At 37.7% G+C, this 14,798-nt stretch carries 12 protein-coding genes and 1 pseudogene; 7 read left to right on the top strand and 6 right to left on the bottom strand.

Annotation, left to right across the window (positions count from 1 at the left end):
* Positions 1 to 13: 13 nt before the first annotated feature.
* On the bottom strand, positions 14 to 1,852 hold the full coding sequence (locus H4J69_RS06060) for a S8 family serine peptidase (protein WP_182230517.1): 1,839 nt from the start codon (positions 1,850 to 1,852) through the stop codon (positions 14 to 16).
* 440 nt (positions 1,853 to 2,292) lie between these two features.
* Between H4J69_RS06060 and H4J69_RS06055 the strand changes: the two genes are divergently transcribed.
* Complete coding sequence (locus H4J69_RS06055) at positions 2,293 to 4,668, top strand: S8 family serine peptidase (RefSeq protein WP_182244144.1); 2,376 nt, start codon at positions 2,293 to 2,295, stop codon at positions 4,666 to 4,668.
* 108 nt (positions 4,669 to 4,776) lie between these two features.
* Here the strand turns inward: H4J69_RS06055 and H4J69_RS06050 are convergent, their stop codons facing one another.
* Both H4J69_RS06050 and H4J69_RS06045 read right to left on the bottom strand, forming a co-directional pair.
* Positions 4,777 to 5,580 carry a formyl transferase gene (locus H4J69_RS06050; RefSeq protein WP_182221322.1) on the bottom strand — a complete coding sequence of 268 codons (804 nt, stop codon included), beginning with the start codon at positions 5,578 to 5,580 and terminating at the stop codon, positions 4,777 to 4,779.
* A gap of 40 nt (positions 5,581 to 5,620) precedes the next feature.
* A pseudogene (locus tag H4J69_RS06045) lies at positions 5,621 to 6,061 on the bottom strand (alpha/beta hydrolase family protein).
* 78 nt (positions 6,062 to 6,139) lie between these two features.
* On the opposite strand from H4J69_RS06045, the gene H4J69_RS06040 reads away from it, so the two are divergent.
* Positions 6,140 to 6,328, top strand: a complete 189-nt coding sequence (locus H4J69_RS06040; protein ID WP_182203383.1) for a DUF2892 domain-containing protein — start codon at positions 6,140 to 6,142, stop codon at positions 6,326 to 6,328.
* 251 nt (positions 6,329 to 6,579) lie between these two features.
* Here the strand turns inward: H4J69_RS06040 and H4J69_RS06035 are convergent, their stop codons facing one another.
* Positions 6,580 to 6,843 carry a hypothetical protein gene (locus H4J69_RS06035; protein WP_070375469.1) on the bottom strand — a complete coding sequence of 88 codons (264 nt, stop codon included), beginning with the start codon at positions 6,841 to 6,843 and terminating at the stop codon, positions 6,580 to 6,582.
* A gap of 338 nt (positions 6,844 to 7,181) precedes the next feature.
* Here H4J69_RS06035 and H4J69_RS06030 point away from each other — a divergent pair, with 338 nt between their 5' ends.
* From H4J69_RS06030 to H4J69_RS06015, 4 genes are all read left to right on the top strand, one after another.
* The gene (locus H4J69_RS06030) at positions 7,182 to 7,940 is read left to right on the top strand and encodes an ABC transporter substrate-binding protein (protein ID WP_182244145.1); all 759 of its coding nucleotides are present in this window, start codon (positions 7,182 to 7,184) and stop codon (positions 7,938 to 7,940) included.
* Between the two features lie 170 nt (positions 7,941 to 8,110).
* Positions 8,111 to 8,482 carry a VOC family protein gene (locus H4J69_RS06025; protein WP_070375467.1) on the top strand — a complete coding sequence of 124 codons (372 nt, stop codon included), beginning with the start codon at positions 8,111 to 8,113 and terminating at the stop codon, positions 8,480 to 8,482.
* A 133-nt stretch (positions 8,483 to 8,615) separates the two neighbouring features.
* Positions 8,616 to 8,813, top strand: coding sequence for a CPXCG motif-containing cysteine-rich protein (locus H4J69_RS06020; protein WP_070375466.1), 198 nt, complete (start codon positions 8,616 to 8,618; stop codon positions 8,811 to 8,813).
* A gap of 267 nt (positions 8,814 to 9,080) precedes the next feature.
* Positions 9,081 to 9,965 (top strand): MYG1 family protein, encoded by an 885-nt coding sequence (locus H4J69_RS06015; protein WP_182244146.1) that lies wholly within the window; start codon positions 9,081 to 9,083, stop codon positions 9,963 to 9,965.
* A 172-nt stretch (positions 9,966 to 10,137) separates the two neighbouring features.
* Here H4J69_RS06015 and H4J69_RS06010 read toward each other — a convergent pair whose 3' ends face one another.
* A complete protein-coding gene (locus H4J69_RS06010) occupies positions 10,138 to 12,390 on the bottom strand; it encodes a hypothetical protein (RefSeq protein WP_182244147.1) in 2,253 nt (750 codons plus the stop codon).
* A gap of 307 nt (positions 12,391 to 12,697) precedes the next feature.
* On the bottom strand, positions 12,698 to 13,339 hold the full coding sequence (locus H4J69_RS06005; RefSeq protein WP_182244148.1) for a LysE family translocator: 642 nt from the start codon (positions 13,337 to 13,339) through the stop codon (positions 12,698 to 12,700).
* Between the two features lie 115 nt (positions 13,340 to 13,454).
* Between H4J69_RS06005 and H4J69_RS06000 the strand changes: the two genes are divergently transcribed.
* Positions 13,455 to 14,381, top strand: coding sequence for a LysR family transcriptional regulator (locus tag H4J69_RS06000; protein WP_182244149.1), 927 nt, complete (start codon positions 13,455 to 13,457; stop codon positions 14,379 to 14,381).
* Positions 14,382 to 14,798: the final 417 nt, after the last annotated feature.

Raw genomic sequence — 14,798 nt, 5'->3', positions numbered from 1 at the left:
ATAACGTATAAATCTAGAAATTAACTGTCGTTTCCGTAGAACAATTACTAGTTCCTTGGTCACAGACTTTATATGTAAACGAACCAGAAGTTCTAAAGCTGTCGGTATAAGCACCATCGTTTGCCGTTGTTGTTCTTAAAGAACCATTACGGATAATATCGACACTTGCAGTAGCTGCACCTGACCAAGTTACGTCAACTTTGTTTTTACCTTTAGCCTTGTATCCTGATGCGTCAGCAGTAATATCGCCACCTTCTACTGGAGGAGGAGTAACAACGCCACCACCACAACCATTAGCGGTTAAGTAATCGCTAGCCGCTTTTGCTTTAACGATACCGTGACCAAAGTAGTCATCGTGACCTGTAGCGCCGTTATCTTCCGCTGTTGATTTTAGTGCATCACGAATTTCTGTACCCGTACAACCGTTATGATTAGACCAAACTAGCGCAGCAATACCAGATACTGCTGGTGTTGCCATTGAAGTACCGCTCATGAAACCGTAATCGCTAGCTCCAATGTTAATATCAACTGTATTTGCTGCTAATAACGCTGCTCCATCTTCTTGAGAAGCCCCTACTGCAGGAATGCTAGTTGCGTTAGTGTCTCCCAAAGTACCATATAGCATACCAGGTTCGTTATTATATAGAACCGCACCGATACCGCCTGAAAGTTCACAGTTATTCACTTTATCATGGAAAGAAATAACGCCACGCTCTATAACACAAACCATACCGTTTGCACCTGAATCAGTAGACTCTGCAGTACCCATGTTGTAAGTATTACCTGAAACTGACCCTGAGTTTTCCATTGCAGAGGAAGCAAAAGCAACGCCATCAGCACTCATTGAAGCGCTAGTTGCCATACCCGCCGGGTAAGTAGATAATGTATCGACACCACCAGCTGTTACTTCAACACAAATAGTTTCGTCTGTGACAGTCGTTGCATTTTTGCCTTTACCTGAAGTAGCTGTACAGCTTGGAAATTGTGAGAAGTCTGCAATAGCGTTGTTATTGTCGTTTGCACCAATCATCATTACTGAAGAGTAACCCGCTGGGAATGAACGAACATTGTTACCATCGTTACCTGCTGCTGCTACAACTAAACCGCCCGCATCTGTAAATGCTTTAAATGCGTTCTCTTCAGTGCTGTTTGCACCACCACCACCCAAACTCATGCTGATAATGTTCGCGCCAGCGCCAGAACAAATATTTGCTGCATAAGCTAAATCAGAAGAGTATCCCCAACCTGCTTCGTTAAATACTTTAACAATATGCATATCAACGCCAGGTGCCATACCAACAACACCAAAACCATTATCTGCAGCACCAATGGTACCGGCTACGTGAGTACCGTGTGGGCCACCGTTTTCATCCCAGTTACCTGTGCCTGAATCATTAGTACCAGTGATATTGTTCCAAATAAAATCTTGGTTAGAGCGATCTAAACCTGAATCGATAACACATACCTTCATACCTGCGCCAGCGTTAAAGTTAACTTGGTCAGCTTGAGATTGAACAACCGCATAAGGAGTAAGTTGAGTTGTAGCAGGGTTGCCTGCAGTATCACTATATACAGAAAGTGGTACACGGCGTTGATCTTCTTCGATCATTTGAATATGTGGGTTATTTAATAAACCTTTAACTTGGCTTAAGTCTTTACCAGCGAATGAAGCAGCGATAAAACCTTTGCCGTCAACTTTTAATTCGCCGCCTAATTTTTTAGCGAGAGCTTTAACAAGGCCTTTTTTACTTTCGTCTACTTTAATAATGTATCGATCATCGGCAGCTTGTGCTGAAAATGCTGCGGTAACGGCTAAAGCAATAATTGATGTCGTAAATTTAGAAGCTTTCATATGTTCTACTCTCTCTTATATATAGGGACGTTGTTTATATTATTTTTATGATCAACGTTATGTTTTATTTTATTGAGCAGTCCTTACTATCTTGATGATGACTTATTTATCTTGGTTAAATCAGTATCGTGCATCTTGCATAATTCGATAATATCAAGTCAGAAAATATTCCCTAGCAAAATAGCGACAGCTTTTCGAAAAAAAACGACAAAATAAAAATAAAATCTATTGTTTCATGTAGATAACTACAAAAACATAAACCAGCTTGTCGCTTTACTATGAAAAATAGTCTGTGGTTTGCTAGTTAAAATATCGCAAACAAGCCATTATTTTTGCAATGGGTTTTCACCCACTAAAGCAATACATAATAAAATACGTTGAAGGTAGCCTAGGCAAACGTTCAAATTAAACGTAAAAATAAACGATGGAGTTTATATCAGATGAGAAATAACAGACGCCTTGCACTCAGTGCAGTAGCCTTATCTATTCTAACCGTAACTAGCGCGGCAAGTTATGCGAGCCAAGCTAAAATTAATAAAGTAAATAAAAGCGGAATGGAATCTGCCCAATCAACAACATTAAGTTTTGCTGATTGGCGTGCACAACAAATGCTCGAAAAGCAGGATTTTACTGATCGTTTAATTGTTAAATATAAAAACAAGAAAAACGGAAAAGCAATCCCACCAGGATTAGCGAAAAAAGCAGGCTTATCGTTAAAACACGAAAAGATTTTGAAAAATGGTCATCACATTATTTCTTTTGGTAAAGAAAAGAACATTAAAGATGTGAAAACCATGATCAACCGCATGAAAAAGGACTCATCAATTGAGTTCATTGAGCCTGATTACAAACGCTTTTTAATGGCGCAAAATCAACCTTGGGGTATAGCACAAACACAATCAGACCAATTAACTGATAACGACGGCGCAAATATGACCGTGTGTATTATTGATTCTGGTTATGAACAGGCAAATCCTGATTTAAATGCTAACAATGCTTCAGGTACCAATAACTCAGGTACTGGAAATTGGTATCAAAACGGGGGGTCTCACGGTACTCACGTAGCCGGTACTATTGCTGGTGTTAATAACAGTGAAGGTGTTGTTGGTATTATGCCGAACACCAATGTAAATCTGCATATTGTTAAAGTATTTAATGAAGCGGGTTGGGGTTATGTTGGCGAGTTAAGTGATGCAGTTGATACTTGTGTAAATAATGGCGCAAAAGTTATTAACATGAGTTTAGGTGGTGCAGGTTCAAGTGTTACTGAGAAAAACGCATTACAAGCCGCTGCTGATTCTGGCGTATTATTAGTTGCCGCTTCAGGTAATGATGGCAATACCACATTATCTTACCCTGCTTCTTATGACGCTGTTATGGCTGTTGGCGCACTTGATAGCAACAATCAACATGCTGAGTTTTCTCAATACACACCACAAGTTGAAATTTCTGCGCCTGGTGAAGCGGTTTTATCAACCGTTGCTGGCGATGGTCGCTTAGGTTTTATTAACTTAGGTTCAACAACTTATGCTAATGATATTGTGCCACAAACTCATTACATTGAAAGTGGTGGTAGCTTCATCGTAAGCAATGTAGATAGCAGTGCAAACGGTGTTTTAGCAAGTTGTACACTTTCAGGAAGTAGCTACAGCTGTAGTAATGTTGCTGGTAATATTTGTTTAGCAGAACGTAATGACAACCAAAAAGGCAGTAATTACCCCGAAATAAACCCAGCTAAAGCTTGTGCTGATGCAGGTGCCTCTGGTGTTATTGTTTATAGTGACAGTACTCGTCCTGGTTTACAAAATCCATTCTTAGTTGATTCTACTAACGCTGTTTCAGTGCCCAGTGTTTCGGTTAGTCGTGCGTTGGGTCAGCAATTATTGACGCAGTTAGGCAGTGCGGCAACGTTAACGGTAAACCGCTCGCAAAACTATGCTTATTACAACGGCACTTCAATGGCTACGCCTCATGTTACAGGTGTTGCTGCGATTGTTTGGAGTAATAACATTGATTGTAGCGCTGACGAAGTTCGAAGTGCATTAAAATCAACGGCTATTGATCTTGATGTTGCTGGCCGCGATGACAAGACAGGTTTTGGCTTAGTACAAGCAAAAGCAGCGTCTGATGCATTAGCTACAACTTGTGGTGGTAGCGTAACACCACCACCGCCACCAACTGGTGATGATGTATTAAGTAATGGCACAACCAAAACTGGCTTAGCTTCAAGTACTGAACTTAGCTTTACAATGGAAGTTCCAGCGGGTGCAACAGACCTAACCTTTGATATGGCTGGTGGAACAGGTGATGCTGATTTATATGTTAAATTTGGTTCAGCACCTACAAGTACTAGCTATGACTGTCGTCCTTATGCTGGTGGTAATAGTGAAAGTTGTCCTATTAGTACGGCACAAGCGGGCACTTATTATGTGAAAGTTGTTGCCTACTCAGCTTTCTCTGGTGTTAACTTAACAGGTAGCTTTACTGAACCTACAACAGGTGGCGGAGCAACGGGTGGCAGTGCATCTTTAACGGATATTAGTGTCGCTCGTCAAGCATGGACTTATTACACCATTAACGTACCAGCCGGCATGGCAACATTAGACTTCACGATGAGTGGTGGTACTGGTGATGCTGATTTATATATTCGACGTGGCGCACAGCCAACATCATCAACTTATGATTGTCGCCCATACAAAGGTGGCAATAATGAAGTTTGTTCATTTACCAGCCCTGTAGCAGACACTTGGCATATCGGTATTTACGGCTATTCAGCTGCTAGTGGTGTAAGCTTGGATGTTGTTTATAATCCTTAGAACGTCATAAATTAGCGATTATATTAATGGTAAAGACTAAAGGGGGGAGCATTATTAATGCTCCCCCTTTTATTTGCAACAACATATTAGTTAAACTAAAATTTATACTTACAGGTAATGTTGTTGTATAAATTCAATGTACTCTTGCTCATCGGTGATTTTAAAACCACTTTGTTCAAAGTCTAGACATTCATTTTTATTTGGAAAGGTAAAATAGCTAGCACTCTTTTCTTGTGGCTGAGAACAAAGTAACTCGTCATTTTCAAGTGTTTCAATAGCCGCTAATATATCGGTTGCACCTTGCTTATAAAGCTCAAGCACATGCCATAAATAAGATTTCTCTCTATTAACTAGTGTGGTAGAAGTCTTGATTATTTTTCCTGTATCTATCGAACCATCGTCAATGGTGTGCAGTGTCGTACCTATTTTATCGTCGTTATTTTTCATTGCCCAAAACGTCGCCATCACACCTTTATACTTAGGTAATATGCCAGAATGCAGATTAATAATGCCTTTGGTAGGAATATTAATAACCTTTTCTTTTAGGATGCCACCAAAGCGTATTGAAACAATAAGTTCGGGCGCCAACTCTTTCAAATCATTAATCATCTCAGGCGAATTAATTTGCTTGACGTCTCGAATCGCTGAATTTAAAAAGACGCTAAAGCCATCAAAAGTTTTATAGCTATCGTTATTACTTTTAGTCTTAGGAATTAGCGGACTTAGCAGTTGGTTAAACAAGTCTTGCTCGAAAAACTTTAGCGTCTTTAATGGTGTTGGTATCACACTGCTTTTGCCTACTTTTGCTGATAACCACAGATGAACCTCATGGTGTTTACAGACCTCTGGTAGCAGTTTATTCAGTGCAAAATTACTCGCTAAATCTTTATTAGCCAAAAATAAAATTTTCATAATTAAGCTCTTTTGCCTATTTTATATTAAGAATACATTTTCACTTTAGGCTGACTAAATGTTGTTTAAAAAATTCGGCAATGGCTGTAAAAGCTTTGTGTCGATTACGCTGAATAAACAAATAGTGGTCGCCGTCTGCCAATTCAATATATTCAACTGGCTTATTTAAGTCTAATAGCTTCTGGTAAAATCTTTGGCTTTGACGAACATTAACCACGGTATCGCTGGCACCATGGATTAATAACATAGCTATATTAATTCGCTTTGCCTGATAAAAGGGTGAGTGGGCGATTAAGTTGTCAACATCTTTACCCATTTGGTGTTCTACAAATTTCTTATTAGTGTAGTAACGACTCTTAAAAACAATATTTCAAAGGTCGCTCACTCCGGCAAAACTGACGGCGCACCGAAATAAGTCAGGTGTTTTTACCGCTGCCATGGCCGCCGCATAACCACCATAACTTGCGCCAACAATATACATTAGCGTTTGCTAATTTAATAAAACCTAATATAATCTACTGTAATACTAATTTAACCATACCAATATCACGGAGTTACCATGACTAAGAACGATGCATTAAGACTAATAGCAGGCACAATGATACTTATTTCACTTATTTTAACCGTAACATTATCAATAAACTGGTTATGGTTTACTGCTTTTATTGCGGTCAACTTAATACAGTCATCATTTACTAAATGGTGCCCTATGATGGTTTTATTAGAAAAAATTGGCCTAAAAGATTAACCAAAGATTTTATTCTAGCAACAAACTCAGTGAATATTCTGAACCATCCTTATTAGGAGTATTAAAGGCAATTACTCCCTTTGGGCTTATTCATTAATGTTTTAGTTTAGTATACCGACAGCCAGAAATTTGCATCCTTCTATGGCGATTAGCTGATCGCCTATTTTATCTGCTGGTCAGTCTGTCTTAACCGCTAATACATCAATATTTTATACGATTAATGTATCAGAAAAAATTAATCGTATTACTCTTTATAATCGAGTTATTTTTTCGTTTAGGTTGTAGTTTTTATCGGTAACGATAGCTTCCAATACCTCTATTCGACTTAATTGGTCACCCAGTGTTTTATTAACCGCTGCCGCGACTTCTGTCTCTAAATTAGCTTTTTCTAATTTCAACGCTTCGACTTCTAATTCTTTTATTTTCTTTTTATTGGTACTTAATACCAAAATAATTAAAAAACTCACTAAAAAAATCACAGCGATACTTAAAAATACCCAAAGGTTTATATTCATGGTTAGGTTGTCTCATTATTCATTAAATAAAAATGCTATCTTGCAAAGTTTATTCCTTATATATTTTATCATTATTTCAATCACTTAAAAAACGACAACTTGAAAATATGGCTATATTAGCTAAGCTTTAGCGAAGATTACTATTATTTCGCAGTATCACTTTGGCGATACAGTTCAATCAGTTCACCTTATAACGATTAAGCTGTCTGCCATAGCACCACAAACTTAGCAGGATTAAAACCCATTAAATATTTATAATTTCACTATGAGATTTATTCCCTTAACCACCTATATTCTGTTATGTTTATTGTAAGATCACCGATTGAAAAGAAAGTAAAATGACTCTACGTTGTAAAATAAAGTTATGCTTTATTAATATCCTTCTTATCACATCATGGCCACTCATCGCTGATACCTATAAGGTAATTTCTTACGATCCTGCCAATCCTCCACACAATATCTCTACAATAGATCAACAAGGCAAGGCTACAATATCAGGCATATTTGCCGACATGTTTCACCAAATAGGAGAAATTACCGGCGATACTTTTATAATGGTTAAAATGCCAGCCGCTAGAGCTATGCTTGAATTTGACCTTGGCCGTGTTGATATTGAACCCGGAATCAACCCTATTTGGCGCAGTAATTCAAAAGAAATAGGTTTGTATTCCATTGCCTATGAACGTGTTGAAGAAGTGATTGTTTTTCGCTCTGGTGATGAATTTGAAGTAAAAGGACCAAGAGATTTATTTGGACACAAAGTAGGCATAGTTAGAGGCTTCACTTATCCTAGGTTTGAGGCATCCTTTACCAATAATGACATCAACAAGGTATTAAATAAATCAGAAAGTTTGCTCATTAAGCAATTGTTGGCTGAACGTGTTGACCAAATTTTTATCAGTAAATCCTCAATACAATATATGAAAAGACATCTTCCAACTTTAAGGGATATTGTCGTGGGAGACGTGGTGAGCTCGGTAGAAGTTATGATGCGTGTACACCCAACAAAACTTGAACTTTTACCAAGATTAAATAAAGCATTACAACAAATGATTGATAATAAAAGCATTGAGAAAATTATTGCTAAATACCAATAAATAGTTAGCCACGTTGTTAAAATAGTTAATATTCATCATATTGTACGAGTTATAAATCCATCCCATAATATCTGAATAAACAAGCGTTATTGACATGATTTGGCTAACCTGTTGTAGTTAACATTCTACTTAAAATGAATCACCTTAATCATAATTAAAAAGGAATAGATATGCTTAGCTATGCCACCATCGGTGTAACCGATTTAGAAAAATCAGAAGCCTTTTATAATGAACTCTTGGCACCTATAGGCGCTAAAACGTTAATAAAAATGGAACGCATTATATTTATTGGTAAAAGTATGAAAGAGCCCATGCTCGCTATTTGTGTACCTTATAACGAAGCGCCTCAAAACTGTGGTAACGGCAATATGCTTGCTATTGCGCCGGGCTCAAAAGAGCAGTGCGATGAAATGTATCATAAAGCCATTGCCTTAGGTGCGACTTGTGATGGAGAACCAGGGCAGCGTATACCTGACGTATTTTATGGTGCTTATTTTCGTGATTTAGATGGTAACAAAATCGTTTTTAATCATTTTGGTTAATTACCAGTATTCAGGCATAGCGTTGAGTTATGCTTGAATATGACTTTATCATTACACCTTTCCCACCTATCATTTAAAATAACTCTCGATAATGAATGATTATATTACTGACAATTATAGGAAACCGTAACAATTGAATCAATTGACTAAAAAACGCATAGGATGTCCTTATTGTGGCGAAACAATTAAGGTACTCATTGATTCAGCCGACGTAGACCAGCAGTATATTGAAGATTGCCAAGTTTGCTGTAAACCAATAATTTTTTTAGTTTCAGAAAGCATGGACGGTGATCTTGATGTTAATGTTTACAGCGAAGATGATGCGTTTTAAGCCCAATTTAGAAAATACCCCCTATCATTCCCCCTTAGCTAAACGCAGATTCAATCAACATTATTAACAAGGATATTATTGTTCTTTATTCATTTTTGTACCGTTATTGAAAACTAGTGTTATTAAAAGCCCACTATTTTTGTGAGCTGTCTTCGTATAGAATCTGCCTTATAATTTCTACACCTTGACGTTGTCCCAAATCGGCCAGTCAAAATAGTGAAGTTAACTAGCAACATCTTCTTATTCCTTTCTAAAATGATATAAAAAATGAATGATATAACTATAGCAACTCACAACGGTAATTTTCATGCAGATGACGTGTTTGGTATCGCTGCTCTTAAACACATTTTCCCTAACTTTAACCTGATACGCACACGCAATTTAGAGGTTATCGGTAAAGCAGATCTTGTTATTGATGTTGGTGGTGAATATAACGCAGATGCAGGTCGATTCGATCACCATCAGCGTGGTGGTGCCGGTGAGCGCGAAAATGGAATTCCTTATTCTTCATTTGGCTTGGTTTGGCAGAAATATGGCTTAGAAATATGTCAGGGTAACCAAGACGTAGCAAACGCTGTTGATGCAGGGCTAGTTTCAACAATTGACGCTATTGATTGTGGCTATACCGAAGGCGCTTCTAAAGGTATAAACCAAGGTATTAGCCTTAGCCAAACGATTTCAATGTTCAACCCTACTTGGCAAGAAGATAGTCACTTTGATAGCTGTTTTGATGAGGCGGTTGAGTTTGCGACACGTATTTTGACTCGGTTTATTGCCTCTGCAAATGGCGGAATTAGTGCAAAAGAAATTGTCGCTAAAGCGATTGATAATGCAGAAGATCCAAGAGTGATTGTTTTAGATAAATATACGCCATGGAAAAGAACCGTTCATGCTCTGTCTGCACAAGCTTTATATATGGTTTATCCTTCTGGCTCTGGTCCTTGGAGAATTCAAACAGTGCCTGTTGAACCGGGTTCATTCGAAGATAGAAAATCACTACCTCAAGCATGGGCTGGCTTATCTGATGATGCGCTAAAAGCCGTAACCGGTATTGACGATGCAATGTTCTGTCATAATGGCCTGTTCATAGCCGGAGCAGAGACTTTTGAAAGTACTATGAAAATGGCTGCTATTGCTTTGCAAGAAGCATAAAAAAATCGCATTATTCGCACTGTACCAATCACATTGCGATTATATGGCTGATTTCGCCTTAGTGATATCAGCCATAAACCAAACGTTCTGCCACAAAAATTTCTGATTTAACTATAGAAATACTGCACTCTATACAGAAAAGAGTATAAATATCGTTATATCAAAATCTTAACTATTGCTTAAGTACCGCTATTTGTTTTAGCATTTCAGTTTCTAATCGTCCTATTAATGCCGTAAATCTTGGCTGTTGCGCTAGATCGATAAAATAAGGTGATTGTAATAAGTTAGCACGCCAATTATATAAATAACCATTATCAATGGCAGCTTCGAGGTACTTAATCGTCTGCTCATCGTTATTTTCGAGTGAGCTACTGATAGCAAGGTTCATGTATTCAATACCCAACAAGCGTGCTTGACCTGTAAGATAAAAAGACTCATCTCGTCCCTTTACTCTCTCAACAACCTTTTCAACTTTGGCTAACTGACCTTGTGCTTTATAAACACGGGCAAGTAGCAAAATGCCATTTACATTTTCTATAGCATCCAATGTTGCGGGGGGTGGTTGATTAACCCATTCATTTATCCCCGGAATATGTAGATTAATCAATGCCTCTGCATCGGCAAATTTTTGCTGCTTGAGTAATAAGTATATGGCACCAGTAATAAAGCGCTCTTTGAGTTGTTTACTGGGATATACCGTATTAGCATCGGCTATGGTATCGTTAATGAGTATTAACGCTTTAGCGGTTTGCCCAAGATAAATAAGACTGTTCACTTTTTGATTGATAATTTCAGCGTTATTGGCATTAATCGACATTGCCTTTTCTGCATATTCAAGAGACTTAAGACCAGATCCCAAAGATAAATAGTAGATCGAAAGTGCTTGAGGAAAATAAGGGTCGTTAGGGTCTAACCTTGCACCATTTTCAGCCAGCTTAATAGCATCAACAATTTGCCCCATATGCTGTGCATATATTTGTCCTAAATAAAAAGGATAAAAAGTATTCTTCGGGTTAACCTTAATAGCTTGTTTAAGCGTTTGTTCCGCTTCTGAATATTTTTGTAATGTTTGTACTAAATATACTGCAAAAAAATACGGTAAATCAGCATTAAGTGGGTCAACTTTTTGAGCCCTTTCAAATAAAGCCCTGGCGTTATCTTCTCCCATTTCAGCACCATTTGATTGTGCATGCCTTATGATGATATCAACATTATTAGGATTTAGCCGATAAGCTTCTTTTGCATACTGATTACGTAACTTACGATCTGTTTTTATAATTAATGACCGAACAAAATAAGCTTCAGCAGAGTTTGGATTAATGCTAAGTACTTCTTTAATTAGCGCTTCTGCCTTATCAAGTATTAGCCAATCAAAGCGACTACCCGTAATAATTTGACGAGCATATGTTTCTGCCAGCTTAATGCGCGCCATCAAAAATTCGGGGGCAATATCTGTTGCTAACTCAAGAGCAGCAGCGGCATTATCTAAACTTTCAAAGGTATAGGTATGAAGTCCCCTTAGACCTTGCAGATATAAATCATAAGCTTTAGGGTTAATCGTTTGCGCAGAAGATACTGTCTTAACTAATGATATGCCTAAGGTTTCCTTCAGTGCATCGACAATTTCTGCTGATATTTCATCTTGTACTTGAAAGATGTCATCAAGCTCGCGATCATATGACTCAGACCACAAGTGTTTATCTGTTTCAGCATTGATGAGCTGAGCGGTTATACGCACTCTTACACCCGACTTTCTCACACTGCCTTCGAGTACGTTTTTTACACCCAAAATTTTAGCAACTTCCGAAATATTAATCTTAGTATCTTTATAGGCAAACGCCGATGAACGAGAGGTTACTTGTAGTTTCGGTATTTTTGCTAATACATTTAATATTTCTTCTGAAATACCATCTGAAAAGTATTCTTGTTCTTTATCAGAAGACATATTTACAAAAGGAAGTACAGCAATCGAGGTACCCTTTGGCTCTGATATTAATGGATTATTTGCATTAACTTTGATGGAATCTTGGGCAATAACTTCAGCTTGTTCTGTTGGCAAGACTAAAGCTGTTGGTGATTGAAAACGACTCTCATAAATAAAGTAAATCAAGGCAATTGCCATAAGGCCAATAATGATAAAATCTAATTTACGACCTGTAAGAGCAGCAGTAGAATCTCCAGATGATATGGCGGATTCAAGCTTGATACCGTCGGGAGTTATTTCAAACGCCCAAGCAAAAAAAAGGGCAAAAGGAAAACCAATAAGACCAAAAAAAAATACCGCAGTATTTATCCAATTAGGCAAGTGTAATGCCGGAACAGCAATTGACGTGATTTGAACAACAACCCAAGCAAGAACAAGGTAGGCAATCCCAACCTTGAAAACATTTCGCCTTTTCAGTTCTGATATCAAAGATTCAGCCACATTTAATCCATAAATATGTTTATTTTTTAGCCATGTATAATCAATGTAATGCTATTAATGACTTAAATCAAACTTGAGAGGTTTAATAAGCCAATTTGCTTAATATAAAATATTACACAAAAAGAACGCCTGCAAAGTGTAAATGGTTATCAAATACATTGCATGCACATTCTCCATTGCCAAAGCCATTATCGAGGGTGTAATAGCCTTAGCTAAATCATTCAAACGTAAAGTGAGGGCTAAGGGCGAATCACTGGAAGGCTGATATAAGTTGGCAGACCTAAATAAACGCCAGAGAAATTATTACTTAAACAGCGTTCATTAAAATGAGCTTTATAGCAATTATCATCAATATGAATCCTGCGACTTTATCTATTTTTTGTTTGTGACGATTGAAACGAGGCATTATATTAGGGTGTGATAGCAATAACGCCACACCGCTGTACCAAATAAAATGAGCCAACATAATAATTATCCCATAACTTACTTGCATTATTAGCGGAGTATCTACAGAAACAACTTGCGTAAAAATACTTAAGAAGAAGATAGATGTTTTCGGATTTAATATGTTGCAGGTAAAGCCTCGACGCATCGCGTTAAAAGTCGACATTGCTGCTGTTTGATTGTTGTGATCATTATTTAACAGATCACGTGTTGTTAATAACTGCCAGGCAATATAAATAAGGTAAGCCGCTCCTAAATATTTGATTGTCGCAAATAACCAGGCGGAGTTTGCAATCACAACCGCTAATCCTGCAATCGAATAGCTAGCATGTATACAAACCGATAAACACATACCTAAACTCATATATAACCCCGATAAACGGCCATTATAGATACTCGTGCGAGTCACCATGACAAAATCAGCACCAGGCAACATAGCCATAAAAATAGCGATGGTGCTTACCGCAATAATTTCTGTCATGTAAGTACTTATTAACAACTCCATATTTCTCTCTCATCATTTAAAATAGTCTCATAGCAACTCACTTGTTACTGTGCAGCTATGTTAATCTATGAGAAATTTAAAACAATACACCTATTTGTAAAAGGACTTGTGCTTGATGGACACAAATAAACTAATCCCCTTATTGTCTGATATGGCTATTTTGGTAACTGTCGTTGAGCAGGGCAACTTTAGTAAAGCGGCAATAAAACTTGGGGTAACACCCTCAGCGGTAAGTCGCCAAATTAGCAGATTAGAAGATGCTTTAGGCATAAAACTATTACAACGCACTACACGGCAACTAGCGTTAACAGAGTCAGGCACATTAACCTTTAATTATTGTAAACAAATGATAGAGTCAGCAGAGCAAGCCGTTAATGCCAGTAGCTCGACAACATCGACAGTTAGTGGATTGTTGAGGGTGGCGGCACCAAAATCACTTGCCAATCGAGTATTGCGGCCACTCTTTGTCGAGTTTTTAAAGTGCTACCCTGATATTCAATTGCATTTAAAAGTAACTGACCGGATTTTAGATCCTATTCATGACGGTGTTGATTTCTTAATTCATATCAATGACAACCCGATTGAAGCTTTGGTCAACGTTAAAATTGGTCGCAGTGAACAAGTGTTATGTGCCAGTCCTGATTTTCTAGCTAACCATCAGCTACCAACACACCCCGACGATTTAAAAAATTTACCCTGCCTTTGCTTAGGTGAAAATATGTCAGATAGCCGTTGGCGATTTAGTCAAAAAAATCAACAAACAAGCGTACAAGTCACTGGTTCATATTTACTTAACCACAGTGAAATGCGTCGAGACGCTATTGAACAAGGCTTTGGTATTGGCTCTCTGCCTGATTATATCGCACAACAGGGCATTAGCAGTGGCAAGCTAATTCCACTTTTGGAAGATTGGCGGTTACAAGGTAATTACCAAGGTGATATTTGTTTGCAGTATGTACAAAGTAAATATTTACCCAATAAGAACCGAATTTTTATCGATTTTATGAAGCAAAAATTACAAGAAATACAGCCCCACTCGTGAGGCATTAAACCATTAATTTAAAGACACTCACTTTAAAGATCAAAAAGTAATTAATATGACACTCATGTTAAAAAGCTAAATAGATGACAAATAAACTTCAACATTTATGGAGTCCTCAGCTATAAGAGATATTTGACAATATATTCGTGTGTTAAAGGAAGATGTTGTCAATTTGCTCCCAAAATAACAATTTTTTGGCAAGGCTATTTCTCCAAAATCATGGCTTTATAATTCACACCTGTTTTTAATGTCTTCAAGCAAAGAGTTTATTGCAATGGCTTAAGTTATGTCGTCGCTTTAATTGCTGATGCTCGCAGTAATCACTCAGCACACCTTCGTGGCCGATAGCACCATGAAATTGTGTTCTAAATTCGGTGGTGATGATTAACCAGTTGTCCGCAGAGATATTCAATCGCT

It is taken from the genome of Colwellia sp. BRX10-9, assembly GCF_014077405.1.
In the GTDB taxonomy this organism is placed as follows: Bacteria; Pseudomonadota; Gammaproteobacteria; order Enterobacterales; family Alteromonadaceae; genus Colwellia_A.
Note: the sequence above shows the minus strand (reverse complement) of the source record. Positions and strands in the feature narration are given on the sequence as shown.

Bases quoted from the DNA above. Each gene is read 5' to 3' on its own strand.
- H4J69_RS06015 (WP_182244146.1), top strand. From the start codon at position 9,081: ATGAATGATATAACTATAGCAACTCACAACGGTAATTTTCATGCAGAT.
- H4J69_RS06040 (WP_182203383.1), top strand. From the start codon at position 6,140: ATGACTAAGAACGATGCATTAAGACTAATAGCAGGCACAATGATACTT.
- H4J69_RS06050 (WP_182221322.1), bottom strand. From the start codon at position 5,580: ATGAAAATTTTATTTTTGGCTAATAAAGATTTAGCGAGTAATTTTGCA.
- H4J69_RS06025 (WP_070375467.1), top strand. From the start codon at position 8,111: ATGCTTAGCTATGCCACCATCGGTGTAACCGATTTAGAAAAATCAGAA.
- H4J69_RS06055 (WP_182244144.1), top strand. From the start codon at position 2,293: ATGAGAAATAACAGACGCCTTGCACTCAGTGCAGTAGCCTTATCTATT.
- H4J69_RS06030 (WP_182244145.1), top strand. From the start codon at position 7,182: ATGACTCTACGTTGTAAAATAAAGTTATGCTTTATTAATATCCTTCTT.
- H4J69_RS06035 (WP_070375469.1), bottom strand. From the start codon at position 6,843: ATGAATATAAACCTTTGGGTATTTTTAAGTATCGCTGTGATTTTTTTA.
- H4J69_RS06060 (WP_182230517.1), bottom strand. From the start codon at position 1,852: ATGAAAGCTTCTAAATTTACGACATCAATTATTGCTTTAGCCGTTACC.
- H4J69_RS06000 (WP_182244149.1), top strand. From the start codon at position 13,455: ATGGACACAAATAAACTAATCCCCTTATTGTCTGATATGGCTATTTTG.
- H4J69_RS06005 (WP_182244148.1), bottom strand. From the start codon at position 13,339: ATGGAGTTGTTAATAAGTACTTACATGACAGAAATTATTGCGGTAAGC.